The sequence below is a fragment of the Enterobacter cloacae complex sp. SYL003 genome, from assembly GCF_049236925.1.
GTDB lineage: Bacteria > Pseudomonadota > Gammaproteobacteria > Enterobacterales > Enterobacteriaceae > Enterobacter > Enterobacter intestinihominis.
Genome location: NZ_JBMKJK010000013.1, coordinates 86,949 through 112,283 on the forward strand (window position 1 = coordinate 86,949; position 25,335 = coordinate 112,283).

Consider the following 25,335-nt stretch of genomic DNA (forward strand, 5'->3'; position numbering starts at 1 on the left):
CTAACTCCTTTTTTATCATCTTTGGAATACGCACACTCCGTGCGCAGGCCCGTGCCAGACAGCCATAACAACCGGATTATCCGCTCCGGCAAAGGGAGGAATGGCTCGCCATTCCCCGTCAGGTAAAACAATCTCTGCGACGTCATCCGTCGCGTTCAGCGTCACCAGCCACGCATCCGAAAGCAGGATTTGCAGACAGGGTATGCCGTGTTGCCACTCTTGCGCGCTTAACGGTTGCGCGTCTTTATTCAGCCAGCGAACGTTGCCGTCGCCCTCTTCCCACCAGCAATCGGCGGTGAGCGCGGGGATGTGCTGGCGAAGATGGATCAGCGCCGCGGTGAAATGGGTCAACCCGCTGTTCGCTTCTTCCCAGTTGAGCCAGGTCAGGGTGTTGTCCTGGCAATAGGCGTTGTTGTTGCCGTGCTGGCTGTGACCGTGCTCATCGCCCGCCAGCAGCATCGGCGTGCCCTGCGACAACAAAAGCGTCGTCAGCAGCGCATGAACGCTGGCGCGTCGCCGCTCGATCACATCCAGACTTCCGCCTAACCCTTCTATACCATGGTTAAAGCTATGGTTGTTGTTAGTCCCATCGCGATTCTCTTCGCCGTTTGCCTCATTGTGTTTCTGATTGAAACAAACGCAGTCGCGCAGCGTAAAACCGTCGTGCGCCGTCACCAGATTAATGGTGGCCGACGGACGTTTGCCGTCACGCTTAAAGAGATCGCTGGAGCCGGCAAAGCGACCGGCAAACTCCCCCAGCGACAGATCGCGCGTCAGCCAGAAGCGGCGGACGGCATCGCGGAAGTGGTCGTTCCACTCGGCAAACAGCGGCGGGAAGTTCCCCACCTGATAACCGCCCTCGCCGATGTCCCAGGGCTCCGCAATCAGCTTCACCTTTGAAAGCACCGGACAGTTTTTGATGGCCTCAAACAGCGGCGCCTGCTGGCTGAACGCCGGGGTGCGCCCCATTACCGGCGCCAGGTCGAAACGAAAACCGTCCACGTGGAACGTCTCAACCCAGTATTTCAGGCACGCGTATGCGTAATGCGTAACGGCCGGATGACTGAGGTTGAGGGTGTTACCGCACCCGGTCCAGTTCTCGTAATCGCCGTCGTCCCTGATCCAATAATAGCTACGGTTATCGATTCCGCGCTGTGAGAGCGTCGGGCCATCAAGATCGCTTTCTGCACTGTGGTTCAACACCACGTCCAGAATGACCTCGATACCCGCCGCGTGAAGCGCCTTCACCGCATCGCGAAACTCATCCCGCGCCTTCTCCGGATGCACCGCGTAGCGCGGGTCGAGGGCGAACATCGCCAGCGGGTTGTAGCCCCAGTAGTTGCTTAACCCAAGACGCTGCAGCCGCGGCTCGCTGGCAAAATGCGCCACGGGCAACAGCTCCAGGGCGGTGATCCCTAAGTGCTTCAGGTACGCGACCATCGTCGGATGCCCAAGCGCTTTGTAGGTGCCGCGCATCTCTTTGGGGATTGACGGATGCAGATACGTCAGCCCTTTGACGTGGGCTTCATAAATAACGGTGTTGCCCCACGGCGTGCGCGGCGGGGCATCGTCTTCCCAGTCGTAGAGATCGTGTACCACCACGCTTTTGGGCGCGACGGGTGCGCTGTCGCGGTGGTCTGGTTCGCCGTAGCCAACGTGGAACAGCGGGTCGTCTTTAAACTCGCCGTCCACGCGGTGCGCACATGGGTCAATCAGCAGCTTCGCAGGGTTAAACCAGTGCCCCTGAGAGGGCTCCCAGGGGCCGTGTACGCGAAAACCGTAGTGCATCCCCGGCCGTCCTCCGGGCAGGTAGCCATGCCAGGTATCCCCCGTGCGCGCCGGTAAATCGTAACGGTGTTCGTTACCTTCCCCGTCAAACACACAGAGTTCCACCCGCTCAGCATGGGCAGAAAAGAGCGTGAAGTTCACCCCCTTTCCGTCAAAACTCGCCCCGAGCGGTTCGGGTTTACCTGCCGAGAGCTGCGTCATTCTCCCTCCCGCACCAGCCAGATTGTGCTCAGCGGCGGCAGCGTCAGGCCAAGGGAGTTCGGACGACCGTGGCTTTCGATGGCGTCGCTCTGTACCAGCCCGCCGTTACCGGCGTTGCTGCCGTGGTAGTGCATGGAGTCGGTGTTAAGGATTTCGCGCCATTTGCCCGGCTGGTTAATGCCGAAGCGGTAGTGTTCGCGCGGTATCGGCGTGAAGTTGCTGGCGACGATGATCTCGTTACCGGCTTTATCACGTCGTACAAAGACAAACACCGAGCGCTCGTGGTCGTCCACCACCAGCCACTCAAAGCCGTACGGATCGAAGTCCAGCTCGTGCAGCGCTTTGTGGTGGCGATAGGTCAGGTTCAGGTCGCGAACCAGACGCTGCACGCCGTGGTGCCAGTTGTCCGCGCCTTCCAGCAGATGCCAGTCAAGGCTGGTGTCGTGGTTCCATTCGCGCCCTTGCGCAAATTCGTTGCCCATAAACAGCAGCTTTTTGCCCGGGAAGGCGAACATCCAGCCGTAATAGGCGCGCAGGTTGGCAAACTTCTGCCACGCGTCCCCCGGCATGCGGTCGAGAACGGATTTCTTGCCGTGTACCACTTCATCGTGCGACAGCGGCAGCATGAAGTTTTCGGTGTAGTTGTAGAGCAGCCCGAAGGTGAGCTTATCGTGGTGATACTGACGATAAACCGGGTCAAGCTTCATGTAGTCGAGCGTGTCGTGCATCCAGCCGAGGTTCCACTTGTACCAGAAGCCCAGGCCGCCCATTGCCGGTGGACGGGAAACGCCCGGGAAGTCGGTTGACTCTTCAGCCATGGTCACGGCGCCTTCCACCTGCTCGCCGATGATGCGGTTGGTGTTGCGCAGAAACTCAATCGCTTCGAGGTTTTCACGCCCGCCATACTCGTTTGGGATCCACTCACCCTCTTTGCGGCTGTAGTCGCGGTAGATCATCGACGCCACCGCATCGACGCGCAGGGCATCAATGCCGAAACGTTCGATCCAGTACAGCGCGTTCCCGACCAGGTAGTTTGACACTTCACGGCGACCGTAGTTGTAGATCAGCGTGTTCCAGTCCTGGTGATAGCCTTCGCGCGGATCGCTGTGCTCGTACAGCTTCGTACCGTCAAACTCTGCCAGCGCAAAATCATCCGACGGGAAGTGGCCCGGCACCCAGTCGAGGATCACGTTCAGTCCGGCGGCGTGCGCGGCATCAATGAAATAGCGGAAGTCATCGCGCGTGCCGAAGCGGCGCGTAGGCGCATATAGCCCGGTCGGCTGATAGCCCCAGCTACCGTCGAACGGGTGTTCGTTGATTGGCAGCAGCTCCAGATGGGTAAAGCCCATCCATTTGGCGTACGGCACCAGCTGGTCCGCCAGCTCGCGATAGCTCAGCCAGAAGTTGTTATCGGTGTGGCGACGCCAGGAGCCGAGATGCACTTCATAGACGGAGATCGGCGCATCAAAGCGGTTGGCCTGCTTGCGCTCCTCGCTCTGGACAACCTTCTCCGGCAGACCGCAAATCAGCGAGGCGGTATTCGGGCGCAGTTCGGCCTCAAAGGCGTACGGGTCGGATTTAATACGCAGCTTGCCGTTGGCATCGATCATCTCGAATTTGTAGAGCTGACCGTTGTGCGCGCCGGGGATAAACAGCTCCCAGATGCCGGTTTCCCGGCGCAGGCGCATGGGGTGACGACGACCGTCCCAGTAGTTGAACTGCCCGACGACGGAGACGCGCTGGGCGTTTGGCGCCCATACGGCAAAGCGCGTGCCGGTGATACCGTCCATGGTATCCGCATGGGCACCCAGCGTTTCGTAGGGGCGTAAATGGGTCCCTTCGGACAGCAGCCAGGCGTCCATCTCTTTTAAGAGCGGGCCGAAGCTATAGGGATCATCAATCAGGTTTTGCTGACCGTGCCAGATAACGGCAAGCTGAAAACGAAAAGGATTTTTACGGCGGGGCATGACGCCCGAGAAGAAGCCACGCGAGTCGAGGCATTCCAGATTACCCACCTTGCGGCCGGTTTTGGGTTCGATAACCCACACTTCTGTTGCATCCGGTAACAGCGCCCGAACTTCCAGTCCGGCCTCTGTACGGTGCATCCCTAGCACAGAAAAGGGGTCGGCAAAGTGACCCGCAATAAGCGCATTAATCACGTCTCTCGAAATACGATCGGACATGGTATTCATCCTGTTTTTTTATGTCGCCCTTTTTACGCGCTCCGGGACGACTTTTAATGTGACCTAAACGGTGCAGTTAATCCTCTCTGCTCCGCCCTACCCTCAGGTGAGAAATAAATCTTCCTTAAAGCATAGCCAACGTCGTGGGCCCTCCTGATAAAAAATAAGACATCTGCGTTTTACTCCATGTAGTACGCAAAAAAAGGGGGTGACATTCACCCCCGGTGTTTAACAAATTATTACGCCAGCTGGCGCAGCATGCGGCGCAGCGGCTCGGCGGCACCCCAAAGAAGCTGGTCGCCAACGGTGAACGCGGAGAGGTACTCCGGTCCCATGTTCAGCTTGCGCAGGCGGCCAACCGGAGTGGTCAGCGTGCCGGTAACGGCTGCCGGGGTCAGTTCGCGCATGGTGATATCGCGATCGTTTGGCACCACTTTCGCCCACGGGTTGTGCGCGGCCAGCAGCTCTTCCACGGTCGGAATAGACACATCTTTTTTCAGTTTAATGGTGAAAGCCTGGCTGTGGCAGCGCAGCGCGCCGATACGCACGCACAGACCGTCAACCGGAATGGTGTTCGCGGTGGCGAGGATTTTGTTGGTCTCAGCCTGGCCCTTCCACTCTTCGCGGGTCTGGCCGTTATCCAGCTGTTTGTCGATCCACGGGATCAGACCGCCGGCCAGCGGTACGCCAAAGTTATCCACCGGCAATTCGCCACTGCGGGTGAGCTGAGTGACTTTACGCTCGATATCGAGGATCGCGGACGCCGGGTTTGCCAGCTCGGTCGCGACGCTCTGGTGCAGCTGGCCCATCTGCGTCAGCAGCTCGCGCATATGACGCGCGCCGCCGCCGGACGCCGCCTGGTAGGTCGCTACGGAGACCCACTCCACCAGATCCTGTGCGAACAGGCCGCCGAGGGACATCAGCATCAGGCTGACGGTGCAGTTACCGCCAACAAACGTTTTCACGCCGTTGTTCAGGCCGTCGGTAATGACATCCTGGTTAACCGGGTCGAGAATGATGATGGCATCGTCTTTCATACGCAGCGAAGAGGCCGCGTCAATCCAGTAGCCCTGCCAGCCGCTTTCACGCAGCTTCGGATAAATTTCGTTGGTATAATCGCCGCCCTGGCAGGTCACAATAATGTCGAGTGCCTTCAGCGCTTCCAGATCGTAAGCATCCTGCAACGTGCCTGTGGTACCCCCAAAGGACGGTGCAGCCTGGCCGAGCTGGGAAGTGGAGAAGAAGACCGGGCGGATGGCGTCGAAATCGCGCTCTTCAACCATGCGTTGCATGAGTACAGAGCCGACCATACCGCGCCAGCCGATAAAACCAACGTTTTTCATAGCATTTTTTTCCTGCAAGGGGTGTGTGCTGATTGTGCAAGCCAGTATTGAACTGGGATATGCTTCACATTACAAAATGCTGCCAAAGTCGCAAGCGAAATTAATCGATGATTGCCCGGCAATCAGAAAAAGTGCTAATCATCGCAATGACCACAATAAGTATCAGGGATAATTTAAGATGAGTGAAATCATTTCCGCAGCGGTTTTATTGATCCTGATTATGGATCCGCTCGGTAATCTGCCGATCTTCATGTCGGTGCTGAAGCACACCGAGCCGAAGCGCCGTCGGGCGATCATGATCCGCGAGCTGCTCATCACCCTGCTGGTGATGTTTATCTTCCTGTTCGCCGGTGAAAAAATCCTCGCTTTCCTGAACTTACGCGCCGAAACGGTCTCCATTTCCGGCGGGATCATTTTGTTCCTGATTGCCATAAAGATGATTTTCCCGAGCGCGGAAGGCAGCAGCAGCGGCCTGCCTGCGGGTGAAGAACCGTTTATCGTGCCGCTGGCGATTCCGCTGGTCGCCGGGCCAACGATTCTGGCAACGCTGATGCTGCTGTCGCATCAGTACCCGAATCAGATGAGCCACCTGGTCATTGCCCTGCTGATCGCCTGGGGCGGGACATTTATTATTCTGCTGCAGTCGTCGCTGTTCCTGCGCCTGCTGGGCGAGAAAGGGGTGAACGCCCTCGAGCGCCTGATGGGGCTGATTCTGGTGATGATGGCGACGCAGATGTTCCTGGATGGGATCCGGGCATGGATGAAAGGGTGAAGATGTAAAAAAGCCGGGTGGCGCTTACGCTTACCCGGCCTACGGGACCTGATTTTTTTGTAGGTCGGGTAAGGCGAAGCCGCCACCCGACAAAATACGGTCTCGTTAGCTCAGCAGCGTAAACGCAATCATCCCGACAACCGCACCCGTCGTGCCGAGGATAGTTTCCATCAGCGTCCAGGTTTTAAGGGTTTGCGCTTCGGTTGCGCCGGTAAATTTACCGAACAGCCAGAAGCCTGCGTCGTTCACGTGAGATACCACAATTGAACCGCCCGCGATACAGATAGAGAGCGCCGCCATCTGCGCGCCCGAGTAGTTCAGCTGTTCAATCACCGGCATCACCAGCCCCACCGCGGTTAAGCACGCCACGGTCGCGGAGCCCTGAATGATACGCACCGCCGCGGCCAGCACGAAGCAGGTGACCGCAATCGGCAGGCCCATTCCGGTCAGCGCTTCGCCCAGCGCCGGACCCACACCGGAATCCACCAGCACCTGCTTGAACACGCCGCCCGCCCCGATCACCAGCAGAATAATCCCCGCCGGTTGTAGCGCGGCACCGCATATCTCCATCACGCGATCTTTTGGCATGCCCTGACGCATCGCCAGCCCGTAAATCGCGACCAGACACGCCACCAGGATCGCAGTGAACGGATGGCCAATAAATTCGAACCATTCGTAAGCGGTTGACCCCACCGGCACAAAGCGGGCAGCGATGGTTTTCAGGCCCACCAGCACCAGCGGCAGCAGGATCAGCGACAGACTGAAGCCGAAGGACGGCATTTTGCCCTCGCCCAGGTGCGGCTCGGAGATGTCATCCGGAATGTGCAGCTCAACGTAACGGCTAATGAAGTTGCCCCACAGCGGACCGGCGATAATCATCCCCGGGATCGCCGCACACAGGCCAATCAGGATCATCCAGCCAAAGTCAGCATGCATCTGGGAAGCCAGCAGCATCGGCGCAGGCCCCGGCAGCAGAAACGCCGCCGCCGCCGCCACGCCCGCAAACAGCGGAATGACCAGCTTCACGAGGTTGGTACCGGTATGGCGTGCCATGGAGAACGCCACGCTAATCAGCAGCACCACCGCCACTTCAAAGAACAGCGGCAGCGCGCAAATCAGACCAGCCAGACCAATCGCGTAGTGCGCACGGCTGTGTCCGAAGGATTTCAGCATCTTGACGGCAATCTGATCGACCGCGCCCGTCTCGTGCAAAATCTTGCCAAACATCGCGCCGAGCGCGACTACGATGGCCAGGAAGCCGAGCGTGCCGCCCATCCCTTTTTCCATCGTCGCCGCAATTTTGTCGAGCGGCATTCCGGAAAAGAGACCGGCACCAATAGAAACCACCATCAAAGCAACGAAGGCGTGCATACGTGCCTTCATCACTAAAAACAGCAGCAGCAATACGGAACCCACTGCTGTCAAAACTAGCGTTAATGTACTCAAAACTTACTGCCTTTTATTAATAACCTCGATGGTGCTGGCAACAACACCTTCCAGCGGCTGATCGATATCAACCACTAAGACATCCTGTTCGTCAGCCCCCGGCTCCTGCAACGCTTCGAACTGCGTTACCAGCATCTGGGTTTTGAAGAAGTGGCCTTTACGCGCCTTCAGGCGGCTTTCAATTACCCCGAAATCGCCTTTCAGGTAGATGAAAGAGAGGTTCGGGTTGCCATCGCGCAGCAGGTCGCGATAGGTTTTTTTCAGCGCGGAACAGACTATCAGGGAGACTTTATTGGTGCGCTGCATCGCGAACGCGGCATCATTCAGCGCCTGCAACCAGGGTTTGCGGTCGTCGTCATTCAGCGGCTCGCCGGAAGCCATTTTCATGATGTTGCTGCGCGGATGGAGGAAGTCACCATCAAGAAACGCAGCCTGGAGTTGATGCGCCACTTCGCTCGCCACGGCAGATTTACCGCTACCGGACACGCCCATCAGGACGTAAACGTGGTGATCGTGATTAGTCGTGCTCAAAGGGTGTCCCTCAGTCAATTGTTACGGGTAACAGTTATCGGTAACATTGTCCTGCCGGGGCATAAGAGAAGCAATATCCAAACGTGCGCGAAGTGAATAAGTGTGAGCTACTTCAAATTTGTCGGATTAAATAGATCCACCCGGTGACAAGGTGAAACCTAAATCTAACATTTTAGGGGTAACTGCCTCACCACGAATGCGCGCCAGCAGGCGTTCTGCACCAATGCGGCCCATGCGTTCACGCGGGGTCAGGACGCTTGCCAGACGCGGCTCCATCACCTGGCCAATGTCGTGGCCGTGGAAACCGGCAATCGCCATATCATCCGGGATTTTTAAACCCAGACGCTGACATTCAAACGCGGCGCCGACCGCAAGGTCATCGTTGGTACAGAAAATACCGTCCAGTTGCGGATACTCGCGTCGCGCCTGACGCATCAGCTCAATACCCGACGTATAAGAGGAAGATTGCTCCACCATCACGCTGTACGGGGTTAAACCGGCGTCGAGCATCGCCTGCTCGTATCCCTTCTGTTTGATGATAGTACGTTCATCCAGACGCGCACCCAGATAGGCCACATGGCGATGACCGCGGGCGATGATCGCCGCCGTCATCTGACGCGCCGCTTCAAAGTTATCGAACCCCACGGCGATGTCGAGGCACGGCGACTGGCTGTCCATCAGCTCCACCACCGGAATGCCTGCCACTTCAATCATTTTCAGCGTGCGCGGGGTGTGAGTACGTTCCGTTAAAATCAGGCCGTCAATGTTCCAGGAAAGCATCGATTCAAGACGTTCCTCTTCCAGTTCCGGCTTGTACCCATAGTGGGCGAGCATGGTCTGATAACCAAAGGCATCGGTCACGCTTTCGATGCCACGCAGCACTTCAGCGAAAACCTGGTTGGTTAAGGAAGGAAGCAGGACGCCCACCGCACGGCTGGTCGCATTAGAGAGAATATCGGGCGCGCGGTTGGGGATATAACCCAGTTCATCAAGGGCGGCGGCAATCTTGCCACGCAACGCCACGGAAACCTGCTCCGGGTTACGTAAAAAACGGCTGACCGTCATTTTGGTCACACCGACGCGATCGGCGACATCCTGAAGTACGGGGCGTTTCTTTTTCATCGTCCTGAGAAATCTTGAAGTGAGAGATTTGCTCAGTTTATCACGGACAAAGCTCAACCTTCCCCGTTTAAAGGGAAGGTTGAGAAATTATTTAGACCGGCGGCAGATCAAACAGCAGAATTTCACTTTCGCTGTCGGCATGCACGGAGAGCGCCTGCTCATCCCAGATTGCCAGGCCATCGGCGGTGGTGGCTTTGGTGCCGTTGATGGACACCTCGCCTTTCACCACCTGGATCCACACGCGGCGGTTGGCGGCGATCTGGTGCACAGACTGTTCATCTTTCGCCAGCGCCCAGCGGTACAGCTCCATATCCTGATGCACTTTCAGGGAACCTTCACGCGCATCCGGGGAGAGCACCAGCTGTTTACCCTGTTTCGCATCGAAGCGGCGCTGTTCGTAGCGTGGCGTGATGCCGGTCTCTTCTGGAATGATCCAGATTTGATACAGGTGCAGTTTTTCCGTTTTGCTCGGGTTGTACTCAGAGTGACGCACCCCGGTCCCCGCGCTCATAATCTGGAACTCGCCCGCCGGAACCTGCTCTTTATTGCCCATGCTGTCCTGGTGCTCAACCGCCCCTTCAAGCACATAGGTCAGGATTTCCATGTCCTTGTGCGGGTGGGTACCGAAGCCCTGGCCTGCATCAATCACGTCGTCGTTAATGACGCGCAGCGCGGAGAAGCCCATGAAGTTCGGGTCGTAGTAGTCGGCAAACGAGAATGAATGCCATGAGTCCAGCCAGCCATGATTCGCGTGACCACGTTCGTTTGCTTTGCGTAAGTAGATCATTGTTTTCACCCTCAGTTCGTTTCGATGGAGTAAGTGTGGACGCAAACGCTCAGGGATCATAGAGGGTGAAAATTGACTCCTCTGTTCAAAAATTTAGAACAAGCGCAGAGGAACCATTTTTGCTTATCTGGCGAGGGTTACCGTGGCAGGGGAAGCCTGTTCGAAGGCCCGTTCAAGGATTTCCAGGTTCGTCAGAACGTCAGATTCCTTGACGTAATTCGGCATGCCGCTGGAGAGGGTTTCATACAGCGCATCGTAGACGCGTCCATAATCGCCCGTTTCCGGCTTCAGCTCTTCCCTGACCGTCAGGCCCTCGTCGTTCACGTACTCCAGCACGCCCACGGAATCATCTGCCGCAAAGCCCGGTTCGCCCGGCATGATGTTGGCCTTCAGGCTGGTCTCCTGCTGGTCAATACCGTACTTGATAAAGGAGCCTTTCTTGCCGTGAACGATAAATTTCGGGTAGTCGATTTTCACCAGATGACTGGTTTTGACGATGGCTTTGAGATCGCCGTAGAACAGCTGTGCTTCGAAGGTATCGTCCGGATTGGCCTTATTGCGCAGGCTGCGGATGTCGTACGCCACGTGGTCCGGGCGGCCAAACAGGGAGATGATCTGGTCCATGGTGTGTACGCCCAGACCGTAGAACGAACCGTCCTGCGGCAGGCCGGGTTTGGTTTCTGCCACAGGGCGGTAGTAATCGAAGTGGCTTTCGATTTCAACGATCTCGCCGAGCTTGCCGCTTTCGATTGCCTTTTTTGCCGTCAGGAAGCAGCTGTCAAAGCGACGGTTCTGGTACGGCGTGACGGTCAGGCCTTTGCTTTTCGCCAGCGCAAAGAGTTCCTTCGCTTCGGCGATGGTCGGGGTGAACGGTTTTTCCACCAGCACGTTTTTACCTGCTTCCAGCGCGTGTTTTGCGTAGTCAAAGTGGCTGTCGGCGTGGGTACAGACCACCACCAGCTTCACCTGCGGATCATTTAACACTTCATCAAGATCGCTGGTGAAATGAATATGGGAATACTGCGGAGACTGCTCTTCTGGCTTCGCGCGGCGGCGATAGATATGGGACACGTGCCAGGTCTCTTTTCGGTTAAGAACATACGGAAGGTGGTAACGCGTGGTGCTTTTGCCAAATCCAATAAATGCACAATGTAGTGTCATGGCTCAGTCCTTTTGGAAGGTTACTGAGTCTAACCATAACAAAAAAAAAGCCAGCGAGAAGCTGGCTAAAGTAATACTGGAAGCAATGTGAGCAATGTCGTGCTTTCAGGTTCCCGTAGGAGGTCTTCCTGAATGCAGAGCAATAATAATCATTCTCATTCGCACTTGTCCAACACTTTTTGCAAAAAATAGCGATTGACTCAACTTTTAAAGTCACTGATGTTGGAAGGGACTTTTAACTGACTGAGGAACAAGGAATGAGTGAGATAGTGATACGCCACGCTGAACCGAAAGATTACGACGCCATTCGTCAGATCCACGCCCAGCCGGAGGTGTACCACAACACGCTACAGGTTCCTCATCCCTCAGAGCAGATGTGGCATGACCGGCTAACCCATCAGCCCGGTATCAAGCAGCTTGTCGCCTGTATTGATGATACCGTCGCCGGGCATCTGTGCATTGCCGTAGCCCAGCGTCCGCGCCGCAGCCACGTTGCCGATTTTGGAATTTGTGTGGGTGCGCAGTGGCAAAACCGGGGCGTCGCCAGCGCGCTGATACGCACCATGATTGATATGTGCGACAACTGGCTGCGCGTCGACCGCATCGAGTTAACGGTGTTTGTCGATAACGAACCGGCAATCGCGGTGTACAAAAAGCACGGGTTTGAGATTGAAGGCACCGGCAGGCGCTACGCCCTGCGCAACGGCGAGTACGTGGATGCGTATTATATGGCGCGTATGAAGTAACCCCTCACCCCGACCCTCTCTCCGAAGGGGCGAGGGAGAAAAGACCGCACCGTGCAATCCCCTCTCCCCTATGGGGAGAGGGTTAGGGTGAGGGGAGCCCTCAATACCCCGCCGTTAAATCATCCACCGACCGCGGATCCGACGCGCCAAACAGTGCCCCGTCCGGCCCGACCATAATGCTCTGGGTGCTGCCCATCGCCTCCTTCACCGCCACCTTCTGCCCGCGCTGCTCAAGCAGCTTGAGGGTATCCGGGCTAAAGCCCTTCTCCACGCGCAACTCGTCCGGCAGCCACTGGTGATGGAAACGCGGCGCATTGGTCGCTTCGGCGACGTTCATCCCAAAGTCGATGCTGTTCACCACCATTTGCAGCACGGTGGTGATAATCCGGCTCCCGCCCGGGCTGCCGGTCACCAGCCAGGTTTTGCCGTCTTTCACCACGATGGTGGGCGACATGGACGACAGCGGGCGCTTCTTCGGCCCGACCGCATTTGCATCGCCGCCGACCAGCCCGTAGACGTTCGGCACGCCCGGCTTGGCCGAGAAGTCATCCATCTCGTTGTTCAGCAAAATACCGCTGTTGCCCGCCACAATCCCGGTGCCGAAGGTGGTGTTGAGCGTGTATGTCACCGCCACCGCGTTTCCGTCTTTGTCCACGACCGAGAAGTGGGTGGTCTGGTTACTTTCATACGGCGCCAGCTTGCCCGGGCGGATCTCGCTGGACGGTTTAGCCTTGTTGATGTCGATCTCATCGGCAATCGATTTGGCATAGGCTTTGTTAGTCAGCGCCTGCCACGGCACCTTCACGAAATCCGGATCGCCAAGATATTCCGAGCGGTCCGCGTAGGCGCGCTTTTCCGCCTCCGCCATCACCTGCATGGCATCGGCACTACCGAAGCCGAACTTGTGCATATCGAAGTTTTCCAGAATATTGAGGATCTGCACAATGTGAATGCCCCCGGAGGACGGCGGCGGCATGGAGAAGACCTCGTAGCCGCGATAGGTGCCGCTAATCGGCTCGCGCTCCACCGCCTTATATTCCGCCAGATCCGCTTTGGTGATCAGCCCGCCGTTCTTCTGCATCTCGTCGGCAATTTGATCGGCAATCGGCCCCTTATAGAAGGCGTCCGGACCGTTTTCGGCAATCAGTTCGAGACTTTTTGCGAGGTTCTTCTGCACCAGCTTATCGCCCTTTTTCAGCGGCTCGCCGTCTTTCCAGAAGATAGCCTTGCTGTTTTCATGATTGGGAATAACTTCGCTGCCGTAGGTTTTGAGGTCGTCCGCCAGCGCGTCGTTGACGACGAAGCCGTAGCGCGCCAGCCTGATGGCAGGCTGTACCACTTTATTCAGCGGCAGCGTGCCGTATTTTTCCAGCGCCAGCGAGAACCCCGCAACGGTGCCCGGCGTGCCGGAGGCAAGGTGCGAGGTCAGGGATTTTTTACTGTCCGGATTGCCCTGATCGTCGAGGAACATATCGCGGGAGGCCTGATTCGGTGCCATCTCACGAAAGTCGATGGCCGTAGTTTTACCGTCTTTCGTGCGCAGCATCATAAACCCGCCGCCGCCCAGGTTCCCCGCCTGTGGATGCGTCACCGCCAGCGCGTACCCGACCGCGACCGCCGCATCCACCGCGTTACCGCCCTGTTTAAGAATATCGACGCCCACCTGAGTTGCCAGCGCGTCAACCGAGGCCACCATGCCGTGCGTCGCCCGCTCGGGATGAAAAACATCCTCCTCCACGCCGTAAGAGACCGGAGGAGCGGCGGGCGGGTTGGCCGCCACGGTAAATGTGCCGCCTGCCATCAGCGCAGCGATGGCGACCCAGCGCAAAAAGGTTGGTTTCATCATTATTGTTCTCCAGGTGAAGGGGCCTATATTCCCCGCTTAAGCCTGGTTCACAACTCTTAAAAAATCATCGTTATGCCGGAATCAGGATAAACTTAAGAGAAGCCTCAAAGGAGGAGATAACCATGAAACGATTACCGATCCTGATCGCGCTGCTTCCGTTCGCCGCGCTCGCACAGCCGATAAACACGCTGAACAACCCGAACCAGCAGGGCTATGTCATTCCGAGCCAGCAGCGTATGCAGACGGAGATGATGAGCCAGCAACAGCAGCAGAAAGGGATGCTTAATCAGCAGTTAAAGACGCAGACCCAGGTGCAGCAACAGCACCTGCAAAACCAGATGAACGCTAATACCCAGCGCGTGCAGCAGGGCCAGATGCGCGAGCAGCCGCTGTCAAACTCAAACGGTGGGATGTTAGGGGGCGGGGTGTCGCAAAGCAGCGGTCAGCAGCATATGCTGCCGACCCAGCAGAACGGCAGTATGCTTAATAAATAAAGTTCGGCCCGATCTGGTCAATCGCATCGGTACAGATGCTGTCCACGCCCCAGCGCAGCAGCTCGGCTGCACGCTGGGGTTTGTTGACGGTATAGACCAGTATATGCAGACCGGCCTCTTTCAACAGCGTCACGCGCGCTTCATCCAGCAGCTTATGGTTGAGGTGGATCGACACGCAACCTAAGCGGGCAGTCAGCGCGCGCCAGTCTTCTCGCCACTCATCCAGCAGCAGCCCGCGCGGCAGCTCTGGTACGGCCGCCTGTGCCGCTTCCAGCGCGTCGATGTCAAACGACGACAGCAGCGGTACCGTCATCCCTTCCCACAGCTCACGCGCGGCCAGCGCGATGACTTTGCCCGTCAGCGGCCCGGTGCCGGTGGTCGGTTTGATTTCAATGTTGGCCATCATGCCGTGCTGGCGGCAGCGGTCCGCCACTTCCGCCAGCAGCGGCAGCGGTTCACCTTTGAATTCCCCGCTGAACCAGCTTCCGGCATCCACCTTCAGCAGATCGCGCCACGGCAGTTCGCCCGCCACGCCCCAGCCGTTGCTGGTGCGTTCAAGGTTGTCGTCATGCAGCAGGAAAATTTCGCCATCCTTCGACAGCTTGGCATCGAACTCGATCATCGTGTGGCCGTAGCGCGCGCCAGCGTCAATTGCCGCCAGGGTGTTTTCCGGCGCCAGTTTACCGCCGCCACGGTGGGCGACAATGTGGGGGTAAGGCCAGTTGCTCATACTCGTTGTCCTGTTTCACCGTCAAATAAGTGCAGGTGATTTTCCGGCATATGCAGCCACAGCGTGCTGCCTGCCTTCGGGCGCTCCTGATGCGGCAGGCGCACCACCAGCTTTTGTTCGCCCCAGCGTCCGTGCGCCAGGTTGTCTGCGCCCAGCATCTCCAGCGTGTCCATCACCAGCGGCACGCCGCCGTCCGCCTGAGACGTCAAACCAATATGCTCCGGGCGGATACCGAGCGTCATCTTACGCCCGGCGTAGCCACGATAGTACCAGTTGATCGGCAACGCCATCCCGCTTTCCAGCTCAAAATGGGTTCCTGCAGCATTGATCCGCCCGTCCAGCAGGTTCATCGCCGGGCTGCCGATAAAACTCGCCACAAAACGGCTGGCCGGTTTTTCGTAGACTTCCACCGGGGTGCCAATCTGCTCGGCGATGCCTTTGTTCATCACCATCACGCGCTGGGCGAGAGTCATGGCCTCTACCTGATCGTGGGTCACGTAGAGGGACGTGGTTTTCAGGCGGCGATGCAGCTGCTGTAGCTCAAGGCGCATCTGCACGCGCAGCTTGGCGTCGAGGTTTGACAGCGGTTCGTCGAACAGAAAGACCGCCGGATCGCGCACGATGGCGCGCCCCATCGCCACGCGCTGACGCTGGCCTCCGGAAAGCTCACGCGGGCGACGCTTGAGCAGGCCGTCAAGCTCCAGAATGCGCGCGGCTTCTTTCACGCGCTCCTCGATATGGCCTTTGCCCATGCCGCGAATTTTCAGCCCCCAGGCCATGTTCTCTTCTACGCTCATGTGCGGATAGAGGGCGTAGTTCTGGAACACCATCGCGATGCCGCGATCTTTGGGTTCCATCTCGGTAACGCGCTGGCGGTCAATCCAGATATCCCCGGACGTCACGCGTTCCAGCCCCGCCACCATGCGCAGCAGCGTGGATTTCCCACAGCCGGACGGACCGACCATGACGATAAATTCCCCGTCCGCCACGTCGAGCGTCAGCGGCTGAATGACCTGGGTTTTGCCGTCCCAGCTTTTGGTTACTGCCTGTAATTTTAAACCTGCCATCTTATTTCTCACTGTCCACTAAACCACGCACAAACGCACGCTGCATGGCTAAAACGATAACGACCGGGGGGATAAGGGTGAGCAGCATCGCCGCCATTACCTGGTTCCAGAGGGTGGTGCCTTCGCCGGTGGCGATCATGCCTTTGATGCCTGCCACGGCGGTGCCGAGGTTGACGTCCTGAACGATCAGTAGCGGCCACAGGTACTGGTTCCAGCCGTAGATAAAGGTGATCACAAACAGCGCCGCAAGGTTGGTTTTCGACAGCGGCAGTACGATGTCGCGGAAGAAGCGCATCGGCGAGGCGCCGTCAATACGCGCGGCTTCAATCAGCTCATCCGGCAGGGTCATAAAGAACTGGCGGAACAGGAAGGTGGCGGTCGCCGAGGCCATCAGCGGCAGGGTTAAGCCCGCGTAGCTGTCGAGCATCTTCAGGTTGGCGATCACCTCCACCGTCGGGAAGATACGCACCTCTACAGGCAGCATCAGGGTGATGAAAATCATCCAGAAAAACAGGTTACGCAGCGGAAAGCGGAACCAGACGATGGCAAACGCCGAGAGCATCGACACCGTGATTTTGCCGACGGTGATGCCGAACGCCATGATGAAACTGTTGAGCATCATCAGCCAGAACGGCGCGCTGTTGGCCCCCACGCCCTGGGTCCAGATAGTTTTCATGTTCTCGAAAAGATGCCCGCCGGGGACGAGCGTCATCGGCGTGTCGAACACCGCCCTGGTGTCCAGCGTGGCGGCGACAAACGCCACGTACAGCGGAAACAGGATGACGAGAATGCCCAGAATCAGCAGGGTATGGCTGAAAATCGTCAGCCCGCGACGGTTCTCAATCATTGGTAGCGCACCTTACTTTCAACATAGCGGAACTGCACCACCGTCAGGATGATGACGAGGAACATCAGCACCACGGACTGGGCGGCAGAGGCAGAGAGATCAAGCCCGGCAAAGCCTTCGCGGTAGATCTTGTAGATCAGCGTCGTCGTCGCCTGTACCGGACCGCCCGCAGTGGCGGCGTCGATCACCGGGAAGGTGTCGAAGAAGGCGTACACCAGGTTTACCACCAGCAGGAAGAAACTCACCGGGGCGATCAGCGGCAGCGACAGCCGGAAGAAGCGGCGCACTGGCCCTGCGCCGTCAATCGCGGCGGCCTCCACCAGCGAACGCGGGATAGACTGTAGCGCGGCGAAGAAAAACAGGAAGTTATAGCTGATCTGCTTCCACACCGAGGCGAACACCACCAGGAACATGGCCTGACCGCTGTTCTGGGCGTGGTTCCAGTCATAGCCAAACTCGCCCAGGAAGTGGGTAATCAGCCCGCGCCCCGGGTTAAACAGGAAGATCCACAGTACGGCGGCCACGGCGGGAGCCACAGCGTAAGGCAGCAGCATCAGGGTCTGATACAGACGGCTGCCGCGCACTACGTAATCCACCAGCGCGGCGAAGAACAGCGACGCGACGAGACCGCTCACGGTGACCAGCGCGCTGAATTTGATCGTCGTCCAGAAGGAGTCCAGGTAGTAGCTGTCATGGAACAGCGCGGTAAAGTTGTCCAGCCCGACAAACTGGCTGGAAAGCCCGAACGGATCGACGCTTTGTACCGAGTACCACAGCGCTTCGCCCGCAGGCCAGATAAAGAAGATAACGGTGATGACCAGCTGCGGCGCGACCAGCAGGTACGGCAGCCAGCGGGAACGGAACACCGGACGGGATGATGACATAGGTTAGCTCAAGTAGGTTTTCGCCCCTCACCCCGGCCCTCTCCCCATAGGGGCGAGGGAGAAAAGACGGCTCCGTGCAGTCCCCTCTCCCCTATGGGGAGAGGGTTAGGGTGAGGGGTAAGGTTTTAATTACGATTTCGTCGACTGCTCAAAGCGGCGTAACAGTTGGTTGCCGCGCTCTACCGCTGAATCCAGCGCCTGCTGTGGCGTTTTCTTCCCGGTCCAGACGCTTTCCAGCTCTTCATCAACGATGGTGCGGATCTGCGGCATGTTGCCCAGACGCAGGCCTTTGGTGAACGGCAACGGCGGCTTGTTCAGCATCTGACGCGTCGCGATGTCCGCGCCCGGGTTCTTGCTGTAGAAGCCCTGCTCCCGGGTCAGGTCGTACGCGGCTTTGGTGATCGGCAGGTAGCCGGTCTTCTGGTGCCACTCGGCGGCGTTTTCCGGCTTGGCCAGGAAGTCGAGGAACTCGGCCACGCCTTTGTAGGTGCCGTTGTCTTTACCCTGCATCACCCACAGGCTCGCCCCGCCGATGATGGCGTTCTGCGGCGCGCCTTTTACATCAGCGTCGTACGGCATCATGCCCACGCCGTAGTTGAATTTGGCGTAGTGACGGATGTCCGCCAGCGAACCGGAAGACGCGGTAGTAATGGCGCAGTCACCGTTGTAGAACTTCTCGGTGGATTCGTCTTTGCGCCCGAAATAGCTGAAGTCGCCCTTCTTGTTCAGATCGGCCAGCAGCGCGATGTGCTTCACCTGCTCCGGCTTGTTAAATTCCAGAACCGCGTCGGTGCCATCGAAGCCGTTGTTTTTGGTGGCAACCGGCAGGCCGTGCCAGGCGCTGAAGTTTTCAATCTGGATCCAGCCCTGCCAGCCGCTGGCGTAGCCGCACTTCATCCCCGCCGCTTTCAGCTTCGCGGTGTACTCCGCCAGATCCTGCCAGGTTTTTGGCGGCTGTTCCGGATCTAAACCGGCTTTTTTGAAGGCATCTTTGTTGTAGTACAGCACCGGCGTGGAGCTGTTAAACGGTTGGGACAGCAGGTGGCCGGTTTTGGAATCGGTGTAGTAACCGGAGACGGTCGGCACAAACTGGGATTCGTCAAAGTTGATGCCCGCGTCTTTGAACACTTCATAGACCGGCTTGATGGCTTTGGAGGCCATCATGGTCGCGGTGCCGACTTCATAAACCTGTAACAGGGCTGGCGCATTGCCGGTACGGAAGGCGGCGATGCCCGCGCTCAGGCTCTGCTCGTAGTTACCTTTGTACACCGGCACAATTTTGTAATCCGGGTGGGTGTCGTTGAAACGTTGCGCCAGGGAGTCAACCTCTTTACCCAACTCCCCTTCCATAGAATGCCAGAACGGAATGGTGGTCACAGCCATTGCGTTCGTCGCAAAAGCCAGACCGATTGCCAGACCCAAAGCTGTGTGTCGTAACGATGTCATTGTCATCTCTCTTATTATGCCGGATGCGCGATATCACGCGTTTTGTGCTCGCGAGGTAACATGACATGCTCGAATGACAGAAAAATAACTGTTTGTTTACAGATAGGTGACAGCCAGGCGTCAGAGGGATGATGGTTGTGTGAAGGGGTTAATATGAAAAAAAGCCGGGTGGCGGCTTCGCCTTACCCGGCCTACATGGTATCCGTAGGCCCGGTAAGCGCAGCGCCACCGGGCGATACAGACGGCTTAGCCGCCCAAATACGCGCTCCGCACCGCTTCGTTCGCCAGCAGCGCATCGCCGGTATCGGAGAGCACCACGCGGCCGTTCTCCAGCACGTAGCCACGGTCAGCGAGCTTCAGCGCCTGGTTGGCGTTCTGCTCGACGAGGAAGATGGTCATCCCCTCTTTGCGCAACTGCTCGATGGTGTCGAAAATCTGCTGAATGATGATAGGCGCCAGCCCGAGCGACGGTTCATCCAGCAGCAGCAGACGCGGCTGGCTCATCAGCGCGCGGCCAATCGCCAGCATCTGTTGCTCCCCGCCGGACATGGTGCCCGCGCGCTGAATTCGCCGCTCCCACAGGCGCGGGAAGAGTTCGTATACCCATTTGATGCGGGTCTGGTATTCATCCCGGTGGGCGAAGAAACCGCCCATCGCCAGGTTCTCTTCGACCGTCATGCGCGAGAACACGCGACGCCCTTCCGGGACGATCGCTACCGCTTCACGCATAATTTTAGCCGTCTGCCAGTCGGTAATATCTTTGCCGTCAAACACAATCCGCCCGCTGGTGGCGCGCGGATCGCCGCACAGGGTGCCGAGCAGCGTGGTTTTCCCCGCGCCGTTGGCGCCAATCAGGGTGACGATCTCGCCCTGATTGATGTGCAGGCTGACGTCGTGAAGCGCCTGGATCTTGCCGTAGTGCGCATTGACCTTGTCGAACGTTAACATCGCTTTTTCCATCTTATGCCTCACCAAGGTATGCGCGGATCACGTCCGGGTTGCTGCGGATCTCTTCCGGCGTGCCGTTCGCCAGCGGCGTGCCCTGGTTAACCACGTAGATACGGTCCGAAATGCCCATCACCAGCTTCATGTCATGCTCAATCAGCAGGATGGTGGTGTCGTGATGATCGCGAAGCTCGGCAATCAGCTCGTCCAGCTCTTTGGTCTCTTTCGGGTTGAGGCCCGCCGCCGGTTCGTCGAGCATCAGGATCTCCGGCTGGGTCACCATGCAGCGCACGATCTCAAGGCGACGCTGGTCACCGTAGGCGAGGTTGCTCGCCTGACGGTTGGCGTGCTGGAGCAGGCCGATACGGTCGAGCCAGGTGGCGGCGCGATCGAGCGCCTCCTCCTGCGCGCGGCGGAAGGCCGGGGTTTTCAGCAGGCCGGAAAAGAGGCCGGTTTTGAGCTGCTGATGTTGCGCCACCAGCAGGTTCTCAATCACCGTCATCTCCCGGAACAGACGCACGTGCTGGAAGGTACGCACCACGCCCATGCGGGCAATCTGCTGGCACGGCAGCCCTTCGAGGTGCTGGTCGCGCAGCATGATGGTGCCACCTGTCGGCTTGTAAAAACCGGTCAGGCAGTTGAATACTGTGGTTTTCCCTGCGCCGTTCGGGCCAATCAGGGAGACAATCTCTTTCTTATGCAGATCCAGATTCACGTTGTTGACCGCCAGCAGGCCACCAAAACGCATCATCAGACCGTTAACGGATAATAATGGCTGACTCATGCCTGCTCTCCTTTCGCTTCCGCGCTCTTAAGCTTCAGCTGTGGACGCGTCATCGGCAGCAGGCCCTGCGGACGCCAGATCATCATCAGCACCATCAAGCCACCCAGCATCAGCATGCTGTATTCGTTAAAGTCGCGCATCAGCTCGCGCGAGACCACCAGCAGGATGGCCGCGAGGATCACGGCGAACTGGGAACCCATCCCGCCGAGCACCACAATCGCCAGCACGAAGGCCGATTCGGCAAAGGTGAACGATTCCGGGCTGACGAAGCCCTGACGCGCGGCAAACAGCGTTCCGGCGAAACCGGCAAACGCGGCGCTGATGGTAAACGCGGTCAGCTTGATACGGGTCGGATTCAGGCCCAGGGAACGGCAGGCGATCTCATCCTCACGCAGCGCTTCCCATGCGCGGCCCAGCGGCATGCGCAGCAGACGGTTGATCACAAACAGGGTAATCACCACCAGCAGCAGCGCCACCAGGTAGAGCCAGATCACGCGGTCGGACGGGTCGTATTTGATGCCAAAGAAGTTGCTGAAGGTATCCCAGCCGCCTTCGCGGGCGGTACGGCTGAACTCCAGGCCGAAGAAGGTCGGTTTCGGGATCTGGCTGATGCCGTTCGGACCGCCGGTCACTTCGGTATTGTTGAGCAGCAGGATACGGACGATTTCGCCGAAGCCTAAGGTCACAATCGCCAGGTAGTCACCGCGCAGGCGCAGCACCGGGAAGCCGAGCAGGAAGCCCGCGGCGGCAGAGACCAGCCCCGCCAGCGGCAAACAGGTCCAGAAGCCGAGGCCGTAATAATGGTTCAGCAGCGCGAAGGTGTAGGCACCGATGGCGTAGAACCCGCCGTAGCCCAGCACCAGCAGGCCAGACAGCCCCACCACCACGTTCAGACCTAGCCCCAGAATCACGTAGATCATGGTCAGGGTGGCAATATCCACCGTCCCGCGCGATACCATAAACGGCCACGCCACGGCAGCCACCAGCAGCGCCACAAGGAACAGCTTCTGTTTCACGGTTGTACCGTCGATCGCCGGAAGGACGAATTTCGGCCCGGAGACGTTCTTCAGCGTCTTCTGGAACAGCGGACGCAGCAGCTGGAACAGGAACACCACGCCAGTACCGATAAACACCCACTGCCAGCGGATATCGGGGGCGGTATCCACCACCAGCTTCGTGCCGTCCAGCCCTAACTGGACGCCCATAAAGACGCCCGCCAGGACGAAGAACATGGCGGCAGAAAGCAGCGCCATCGCAAAATGCATCGGTTTCATACTTTCTCTACCTCCGGACGGCCCAGAATACCGGTAGGCATCACCAGCAGAACCAGAATCAGCAGGGCAAACGAGACCACATCTTTATATTCGGTGCTCAGGTACGCCGAGGAGAGCGCTTCGGCCACGCCCAAAATCAGGCCGCCAATCATCGCGCCCGGAATGCTGCCGATACCGCCCAGTACCGCGGCGGTGAAGGCTTTCATCCCGGCCATAAAGCCGATGTACGGGTTGATTACGCCGTAGAACTGGCCGAGCAACACGCCCGCCACCGCCGCCATCGCTGCACCGATCACGAAGGTCAGGGCAATCACGCGGTCGGTGTTGATCCCGAGCAAGCTCGCCATCTTCAGGTCTTCCGCGCAGGCGCGGCAGGCGCGTCCCATGCGGGAGTAGCGGATGAAAACGGTCAGGGCCAGCATCGCCAGGAAGGTCACAATCCAGATAACCAGCTGCATGGTGGTGACAGAGGCAGAGAAGTTTTCGCTGGCCCCCACAATCCACTGGCCGTTAAACAGGCTTGGCAGCGCCACGTCACGCGAACCTTCTGTCAGGCTGACGTAGTTTTGCAGGAAGATGGACATACCGATGGCGGAGATCAGCGCAATAAGGCGCTTGGAGCTGCGCACCGGCCGGTAGGCCACCCGTTCGATGCTCCAGCCGTAGGCGCTGGCAATCACAATCGCGCCGACAAACCCGGCGGCCACCAGCAACCAGCTGCTGTCGATGCCCATCATCATCAACGCGGCGATGATCATAAAGGAGACGTAGCTACCGATCATGTACACCTCGCCGTGGGCGAAGTTGATCATGCCGATAATGCCGTAAACCATCGTGTAGCCGATGGCGATCAGCGCGTAGGTGCTTCCCAGCGTGACGCCGTTAAACATCTGCTGCAAAAAGTAGAGAAACTGCTCGGACATATGCAAACCTTTTTATATCCGCCCGGTAAACCGGGCGGTGGGATTATTATCTGGCGACCGAGGACGAACCGTCGGCGTGCCACTTAAAGACACCAAATTCAAATCCCTTCAGATCGCCTTTCTCATCCCAGTTCAGCGGCCCAATCACGGTGTTCGCCCCGTGTGCTTTTAAATCTTTCACCAGATCCAGCGGCTCTTTGCTGCCGGTGCGATCCATGGCCGTGGCCAGCGACTGCACGGCCGCGTAGGTGATCCAGACGTATGGGCCACTCGGATCTTTCTTCTGTGCCTTGAGCGCATCCACGATAGCTTTATTCGCCGGATCCTGGTCATAGCGTTTTGGCATCGTCACCAGCATGCCTTCGGCAGAATCGCCCGCGATGTTCGACAGGGAGGCATTACCGACGCCCTCAGGCCCCATAAACTGGGTTTTCAGACCGGTGGCGCGCGCCTGGCGCAACATCTGCCCCATTTCCGGGTAGTAGCCGCCGTAGTAAACGAAGTCGATATTCTCTTTTTGCAGGCGGGCGATCAGCGCGGAGAAGTCTTTCTCACCGGCGGTAATGCCGTCGAAGAAGACGATATTCGCCCCGCCTTTTTTCAGGCCGTCCTGTACGGAGCGCGCCAGGCCTTCACCGTACTGCTGTTTGTCATGAATGATGGCAATGCGCTGTGGCTTAACGGTCTCGAGGATGTATTTGGCGGCGGTTGGCCCCTGCGAGGAGTCCAGACCGGCGGTACGCATAATGTGCTGGTAACCCCGCTGGGTCAGTTCCGGGTTGGTGGCGCCCGGGGTGATCATCAGGATGCCTTCGTCTTCGTAGATATCAGACGCAGGCTGCGTGGAGGAGGAACACAGGTGCCCGATGACGTACTGGATACCGTCGTTAACGATTTTGTTGGCGACCGCGACGGCCTGTTTTGGATCGCAGGCGTCGTCATACTCTACGCCCACCAGCTTGTCGCCTTTGATGCCGCCTTTAGCATTGATATCTTTGATGGCCTGACGCGCGCCGTTGAACTCCATATCGCCCCACTGGGCAACGGGGCCGGACATCGCACCCACTACCGCAACTTTAATGTCGTCTGCCATAGCGGCATGCGAGATCGACAGTGCGACCATCCCCGCGATTAACGTCTTCGCGTTCCTTTTCATCTCAGAATCCCCATTCGTGAAGTGATGTATATATTTTGTTTTATTATGGTTAAAAAGCATTCTGTACTTTTAATGAACAACGCTATTTTTACCAGTGCCTTTAATGGTTTAGCGCAGGTTTTTAACAAAAACCAGACTAATATCTCTATTTTTCAGGCGATTAAGCAAAGATAATATTCTGAAATCAGACGGAGATAAACAAATAAAAGCGCAGTTAGCAGCATAAAATAACGGTACAAAGCGCCGAATAAATCACTACCATTCAGGTTAAAATTCTGCTTATTTTTCGATCCATGTGTTTTCAAACTGCCCATCGCGTTGCCAAAAAACTAATCACCTGGTAAATGGGAAGAAAAAGAGAAAGTGCCTGAGCAATTAAATTGAGTACACTGGCCGTACTCTTTTTGATTTGGACAAGCAGCTAATGAAACTGACTATCGTGCGTCTGGTGACCTTTAGCGACCAGGATCATATCGACCTGGGCAAGATCTGGCCGGAATATTCTTCTTCATCGCTGGCCGTCGATGAGAACCACCGCATCTATGCCGCGCGCTTTAACGAGCGCCTGCTGGCCGCCGTCCGCGTAACGCTGAGCGGCACGGAAGGGGCGCTGGACTCCCTGCGCGTGCGCGACGTGACCCGTCGTCGCGGGGTCGGGCAGTATTTGATTGAAGAGGTGATCCGCGAAAACCCGAGCGTGACCTCCTGGTGGATGGCCGACGTGGGCGTGGAGGATCGCGGCGTAATGGCGGCGTTTATGCAGGCGTTAGGGTTTACGGCGCAGGCGAACGGGTGGGAGAAGCGCTAAAAGAAAGCCGGGTGGCGGCTGCGCCTTACCCGGCCTACATTCATTATCTGC

General features: G+C 57.9%; 23 protein-coding genes. 4 read left to right on the forward strand and 19 right to left on the reverse strand.

Annotated features, from left to right (window positions below; genetic code table 11):
• Positions 1-15: 15 nt before the first annotated feature.
• From glgX to asd, 3 genes are all read right to left on the reverse strand, one after another.
• On the reverse strand, positions 16-1,989 hold the full coding sequence (gene glgX / locus ACOT1A_RS16950) for a glycogen debranching protein GlgX (RefSeq protein ID WP_023307124.1): 1,974 nt from the start codon (positions 1,987-1,989) through the stop codon (positions 16-18).
• On the reverse strand, positions 1,986-4,172 hold the full coding sequence (gene glgB / locus ACOT1A_RS16955; RefSeq protein ID WP_276170011.1) for a 1,4-alpha-glucan branching enzyme: 2,187 nt from the start codon (positions 4,170-4,172) through the stop codon (positions 1,986-1,988). The genes glgX and glgB overlap by 4 nt, the downstream gene beginning before the upstream one ends.
• A gap of 239 nt (positions 4,173-4,411) precedes the next feature.
• Entirely contained in the window at positions 4,412-5,515 is a 1,104-nt protein-coding gene (gene asd / locus ACOT1A_RS16960) for an aspartate-semialdehyde dehydrogenase (RefSeq protein ID WP_022649649.1), read from the reverse strand.
• A gap of 178 nt (positions 5,516-5,693) precedes the next feature.
• Here asd and ACOT1A_RS16965 point away from each other — a divergent pair, with 178 nt between their 5' ends.
• On the forward strand, positions 5,694-6,287 hold the full coding sequence (locus ACOT1A_RS16965) for a YhgN family NAAT transporter (protein WP_368958420.1): 594 nt from the start codon (positions 5,694-5,696) through the stop codon (positions 6,285-6,287).
• Between the two features lie 105 nt (positions 6,288-6,392).
• Here ACOT1A_RS16965 and gntU read toward each other — a convergent pair whose 3' ends face one another.
• The 5 genes from gntU to ACOT1A_RS16990 form a co-directional block, all read right to left on the reverse strand.
• Positions 6,393-7,733 carry a gluconate transporter gene (gntU, locus tag ACOT1A_RS16970; protein WP_017693851.1) on the reverse strand — a complete coding sequence of 447 codons (1,341 nt, stop codon included), beginning with the start codon at positions 7,731-7,733 and terminating at the stop codon, positions 6,393-6,395.
• A gap of 3 nt (positions 7,734-7,736) precedes the next feature.
• A complete protein-coding gene (gntK, locus tag ACOT1A_RS16975; protein WP_003861569.1) occupies positions 7,737-8,264 on the reverse strand; it encodes a gluconokinase in 528 nt (175 codons plus the stop codon).
• A gap of 126 nt (positions 8,265-8,390) precedes the next feature.
• Complete coding sequence (gene gntR, locus ACOT1A_RS16980) at positions 8,391-9,386, reverse strand: gluconate operon transcriptional repressor GntR (protein ID WP_003861567.1); 996 nt, start codon at positions 9,384-9,386, stop codon at positions 8,391-8,393.
• Between the two features lie 91 nt (positions 9,387-9,477).
• Positions 9,478-10,173 (reverse strand): pirin family protein, encoded by a 696-nt coding sequence (locus ACOT1A_RS16985; RefSeq protein ID WP_000639796.1) that lies wholly within the window; start codon positions 10,171-10,173, stop codon positions 9,478-9,480.
• Between the two features lie 123 nt (positions 10,174-10,296).
• Positions 10,297-11,334, reverse strand: a complete 1,038-nt coding sequence (locus ACOT1A_RS16990) for an oxidoreductase (protein ID WP_276170010.1) — start codon at positions 11,332-11,334, stop codon at positions 10,297-10,299.
• Positions 11,335-11,591: 257 nt separating this feature from the next.
• Here ACOT1A_RS16990 and yhhY point away from each other — a divergent pair, with 257 nt between their 5' ends.
• Positions 11,592-12,080 carry an N-acetyltransferase gene (gene yhhY / locus ACOT1A_RS16995; RefSeq protein WP_276170009.1) on the forward strand — a complete coding sequence of 163 codons (489 nt, stop codon included), beginning with the start codon at positions 11,592-11,594 and terminating at the stop codon, positions 12,078-12,080.
• 100 nt (positions 12,081-12,180) lie between these two features.
• On the opposite strand, the gene ggt is transcribed toward yhhY, so the two are convergent.
• Complete coding sequence (gene ggt, locus ACOT1A_RS17000; RefSeq protein ID WP_276170008.1) at positions 12,181-13,926, reverse strand: gamma-glutamyltransferase; 1,746 nt, start codon at positions 13,924-13,926, stop codon at positions 12,181-12,183.
• Positions 13,927-14,048: 122 nt separating this feature from the next.
• Here ggt and ACOT1A_RS17005 point away from each other — a divergent pair, with 122 nt between their 5' ends.
• Positions 14,049-14,420: a DUF2756 family protein gene (locus tag ACOT1A_RS17005; RefSeq protein WP_023298798.1), complete on the forward strand. Its 372-nt coding sequence runs from the start codon at positions 14,049-14,051 to the stop codon at positions 14,418-14,420.
• Here ACOT1A_RS17005 and ugpQ read toward each other — a convergent pair.
• The 10 genes from ugpQ to livK all read right to left on the reverse strand — a co-directional run bounded on the left by ugpQ (position 14,410) and on the right by livK (position 24,476).
• Positions 14,410-15,150 (reverse strand): glycerophosphodiester phosphodiesterase, encoded by a 741-nt coding sequence (gene ugpQ / locus ACOT1A_RS17010; protein WP_038416862.1) that lies wholly within the window; start codon positions 15,148-15,150, stop codon positions 14,410-14,412. The two genes, ACOT1A_RS17005 and ugpQ, sit on opposite strands and share 11 nt — an antisense overlap.
• Positions 15,147-16,217, reverse strand: a complete 1,071-nt coding sequence (locus ACOT1A_RS17015; RefSeq protein WP_022649656.1) for a sn-glycerol-3-phosphate import ATP-binding protein UgpC — start codon at positions 16,215-16,217, stop codon at positions 15,147-15,149. Before ACOT1A_RS17015 ends, ugpQ begins: the two co-directional genes overlap by 4 nt.
• A gap of 1 nt (position 16,218) precedes the next feature.
• Entirely contained in the window at positions 16,219-17,064 is an 846-nt protein-coding gene (gene ugpE / locus ACOT1A_RS17020; protein WP_063841875.1) for a sn-glycerol-3-phosphate ABC transporter permease UgpE, read from the reverse strand.
• On the reverse strand, positions 17,061-17,948 hold the full coding sequence (gene ugpA, locus ACOT1A_RS17025; RefSeq protein WP_003861551.1) for a sn-glycerol-3-phosphate ABC transporter permease UgpA: 888 nt from the start codon (positions 17,946-17,948) through the stop codon (positions 17,061-17,063). The genes ugpE and ugpA overlap by 4 nt, the downstream gene beginning before the upstream one ends.
• Before the next feature lie 129 nt (positions 17,949-18,077).
• A complete protein-coding gene (ugpB, locus tag ACOT1A_RS17030) occupies positions 18,078-19,394 on the reverse strand; it encodes a sn-glycerol-3-phosphate ABC transporter substrate-binding protein UgpB (protein WP_022649659.1) in 1,317 nt (438 codons plus the stop codon).
• Between the two features lie 246 nt (positions 19,395-19,640).
• Positions 19,641-20,354 (reverse strand): high-affinity branched-chain amino acid ABC transporter ATP-binding protein LivF, encoded by a 714-nt coding sequence (gene livF, locus ACOT1A_RS17035; protein ID WP_023298801.1) that lies wholly within the window; start codon positions 20,352-20,354, stop codon positions 19,641-19,643.
• Between the two features lies 1 nt (position 20,355).
• Positions 20,356-21,123, reverse strand: a complete 768-nt coding sequence (livG, locus tag ACOT1A_RS17040; protein WP_276170007.1) for a high-affinity branched-chain amino acid ABC transporter ATP-binding protein LivG — start codon at positions 21,121-21,123, stop codon at positions 20,356-20,358.
• Positions 21,120-22,397, reverse strand: coding sequence for a high-affinity branched-chain amino acid ABC transporter permease LivM (locus ACOT1A_RS17045; protein ID WP_006812275.1), 1,278 nt, complete (start codon positions 22,395-22,397; stop codon positions 21,120-21,122). The genes livG and ACOT1A_RS17045 overlap by 4 nt, the downstream gene beginning before the upstream one ends.
• Entirely contained in the window at positions 22,394-23,320 is a 927-nt protein-coding gene (gene livH, locus ACOT1A_RS17050) for a high-affinity branched-chain amino acid ABC transporter permease LivH (RefSeq protein WP_022649662.1), read from the reverse strand. The genes ACOT1A_RS17045 and livH overlap by 4 nt, the downstream gene beginning before the upstream one ends.
• A 46-nt stretch (positions 23,321-23,366) precedes the next feature.
• Complete coding sequence (gene livK / locus ACOT1A_RS17055; protein ID WP_023307130.1) at positions 23,367-24,476, reverse strand: high-affinity branched-chain amino acid ABC transporter substrate-binding protein LivK; 1,110 nt, start codon at positions 24,474-24,476, stop codon at positions 23,367-23,369.
• A 424-nt stretch (positions 24,477-24,900) separates the two neighbouring features.
• Between livK and panM the strand changes: the two genes are divergently transcribed.
• Positions 24,901-25,284, forward strand: a complete 384-nt coding sequence (gene panM / locus ACOT1A_RS17060) for an aspartate 1-decarboxylase autocleavage activator PanM (RefSeq protein ID WP_022649664.1) — start codon at positions 24,901-24,903, stop codon at positions 25,282-25,284.
• The last annotated feature ends 51 nt before the right edge of the window (positions 25,285-25,335 follow it).

What these genes read in the sequence shown, in the direction of transcription:
- glgX (WP_023307124.1), bottom strand. Translation starts at nt 1,989, where the DNA reads ATGACGCAGCTCTCGGCAGGTAAACCCGAACCGCTCGGGGCGAGTTTT.
- ugpE (WP_063841875.1), bottom strand. Translation starts at nt 17,064, where the DNA reads ATGATTGAGAACCGTCGCGGGCTGACGATTTTCAGCCATACCCTGCTG.
- yhhY (WP_276170009.1), top strand. Translation starts at nt 11,592, where the DNA reads ATGAGTGAGATAGTGATACGCCACGCTGAACCGAAAGATTACGACGCC.
- ugpA (WP_003861551.1), bottom strand. Translation starts at nt 17,948, where the DNA reads ATGTCATCATCCCGTCCGGTGTTCCGTTCCCGCTGGCTGCCGTACCTG.
- ugpQ (WP_038416862.1), bottom strand. Translation starts at nt 15,150, where the DNA reads ATGAGCAACTGGCCTTACCCCCACATTGTCGCCCACCGTGGCGGCGGT.
- glgB (WP_276170011.1), bottom strand. Translation starts at nt 4,172, where the DNA reads ATGTCCGATCGTATTTCGAGAGACGTGATTAATGCGCTTATTGCGGGT.
- ACOT1A_RS17005 (WP_023298798.1), top strand. Translation starts at nt 14,049, where the DNA reads ATGAAACGATTACCGATCCTGATCGCGCTGCTTCCGTTCGCCGCGCTC.
- livH (WP_022649662.1), bottom strand. Translation starts at nt 23,320, where the DNA reads ATGTCCGAGCAGTTTCTCTACTTTTTGCAGCAGATGTTTAACGGCGTC.
- ACOT1A_RS16965 (WP_368958420.1), top strand. Translation starts at nt 5,694, where the DNA reads ATGAGTGAAATCATTTCCGCAGCGGTTTTATTGATCCTGATTATGGAT.
- ACOT1A_RS16985 (WP_000639796.1), bottom strand. Translation starts at nt 10,173, where the DNA reads ATGATCTACTTACGCAAAGCAAACGAACGTGGTCACGCGAATCATGGC.
- panM (WP_022649664.1), top strand. Translation starts at nt 24,901, where the DNA reads ATGAAACTGACTATCGTGCGTCTGGTGACCTTTAGCGACCAGGATCAT.
- gntR (WP_003861567.1), bottom strand. Translation starts at nt 9,386, where the DNA reads ATGAAAAAGAAACGCCCCGTACTTCAGGATGTCGCCGATCGCGTCGGT.
- livF (WP_023298801.1), bottom strand. Translation starts at nt 20,354, where the DNA reads ATGGAAAAAGCGATGTTAACGTTCGACAAGGTCAATGCGCACTACGGC.
- asd (WP_022649649.1), bottom strand. Translation starts at nt 5,515, where the DNA reads ATGAAAAACGTTGGTTTTATCGGCTGGCGCGGTATGGTCGGCTCTGTA.
- ACOT1A_RS17015 (WP_022649656.1), bottom strand. Translation starts at nt 16,217, where the DNA reads ATGGCAGGTTTAAAATTACAGGCAGTAACCAAAAGCTGGGACGGCAAA.
- ACOT1A_RS16990 (WP_276170010.1), bottom strand. Translation starts at nt 11,334, where the DNA reads ATGACACTACATTGTGCATTTATTGGATTTGGCAAAAGCACCACGCGT.
- ggt (WP_276170008.1), bottom strand. Translation starts at nt 13,926, where the DNA reads ATGATGAAACCAACCTTTTTGCGCTGGGTCGCCATCGCTGCGCTGATG.
- ugpB (WP_022649659.1), bottom strand. Translation starts at nt 19,394, where the DNA reads ATGACATCGTTACGACACACAGCTTTGGGTCTGGCAATCGGTCTGGCT.
- livG (WP_276170007.1), bottom strand. Translation starts at nt 21,123, where the DNA reads ATGAGTCAGCCATTATTATCCGTTAACGGTCTGATGATGCGTTTTGGT.
- ACOT1A_RS17045 (WP_006812275.1), bottom strand. Translation starts at nt 22,397, where the DNA reads ATGAAACCGATGCATTTTGCGATGGCGCTGCTTTCTGCCGCCATGTTC.
- livK (WP_023307130.1), bottom strand. Translation starts at nt 24,476, where the DNA reads ATGAAAAGGAACGCGAAGACGTTAATCGCGGGGATGGTCGCACTGTCG.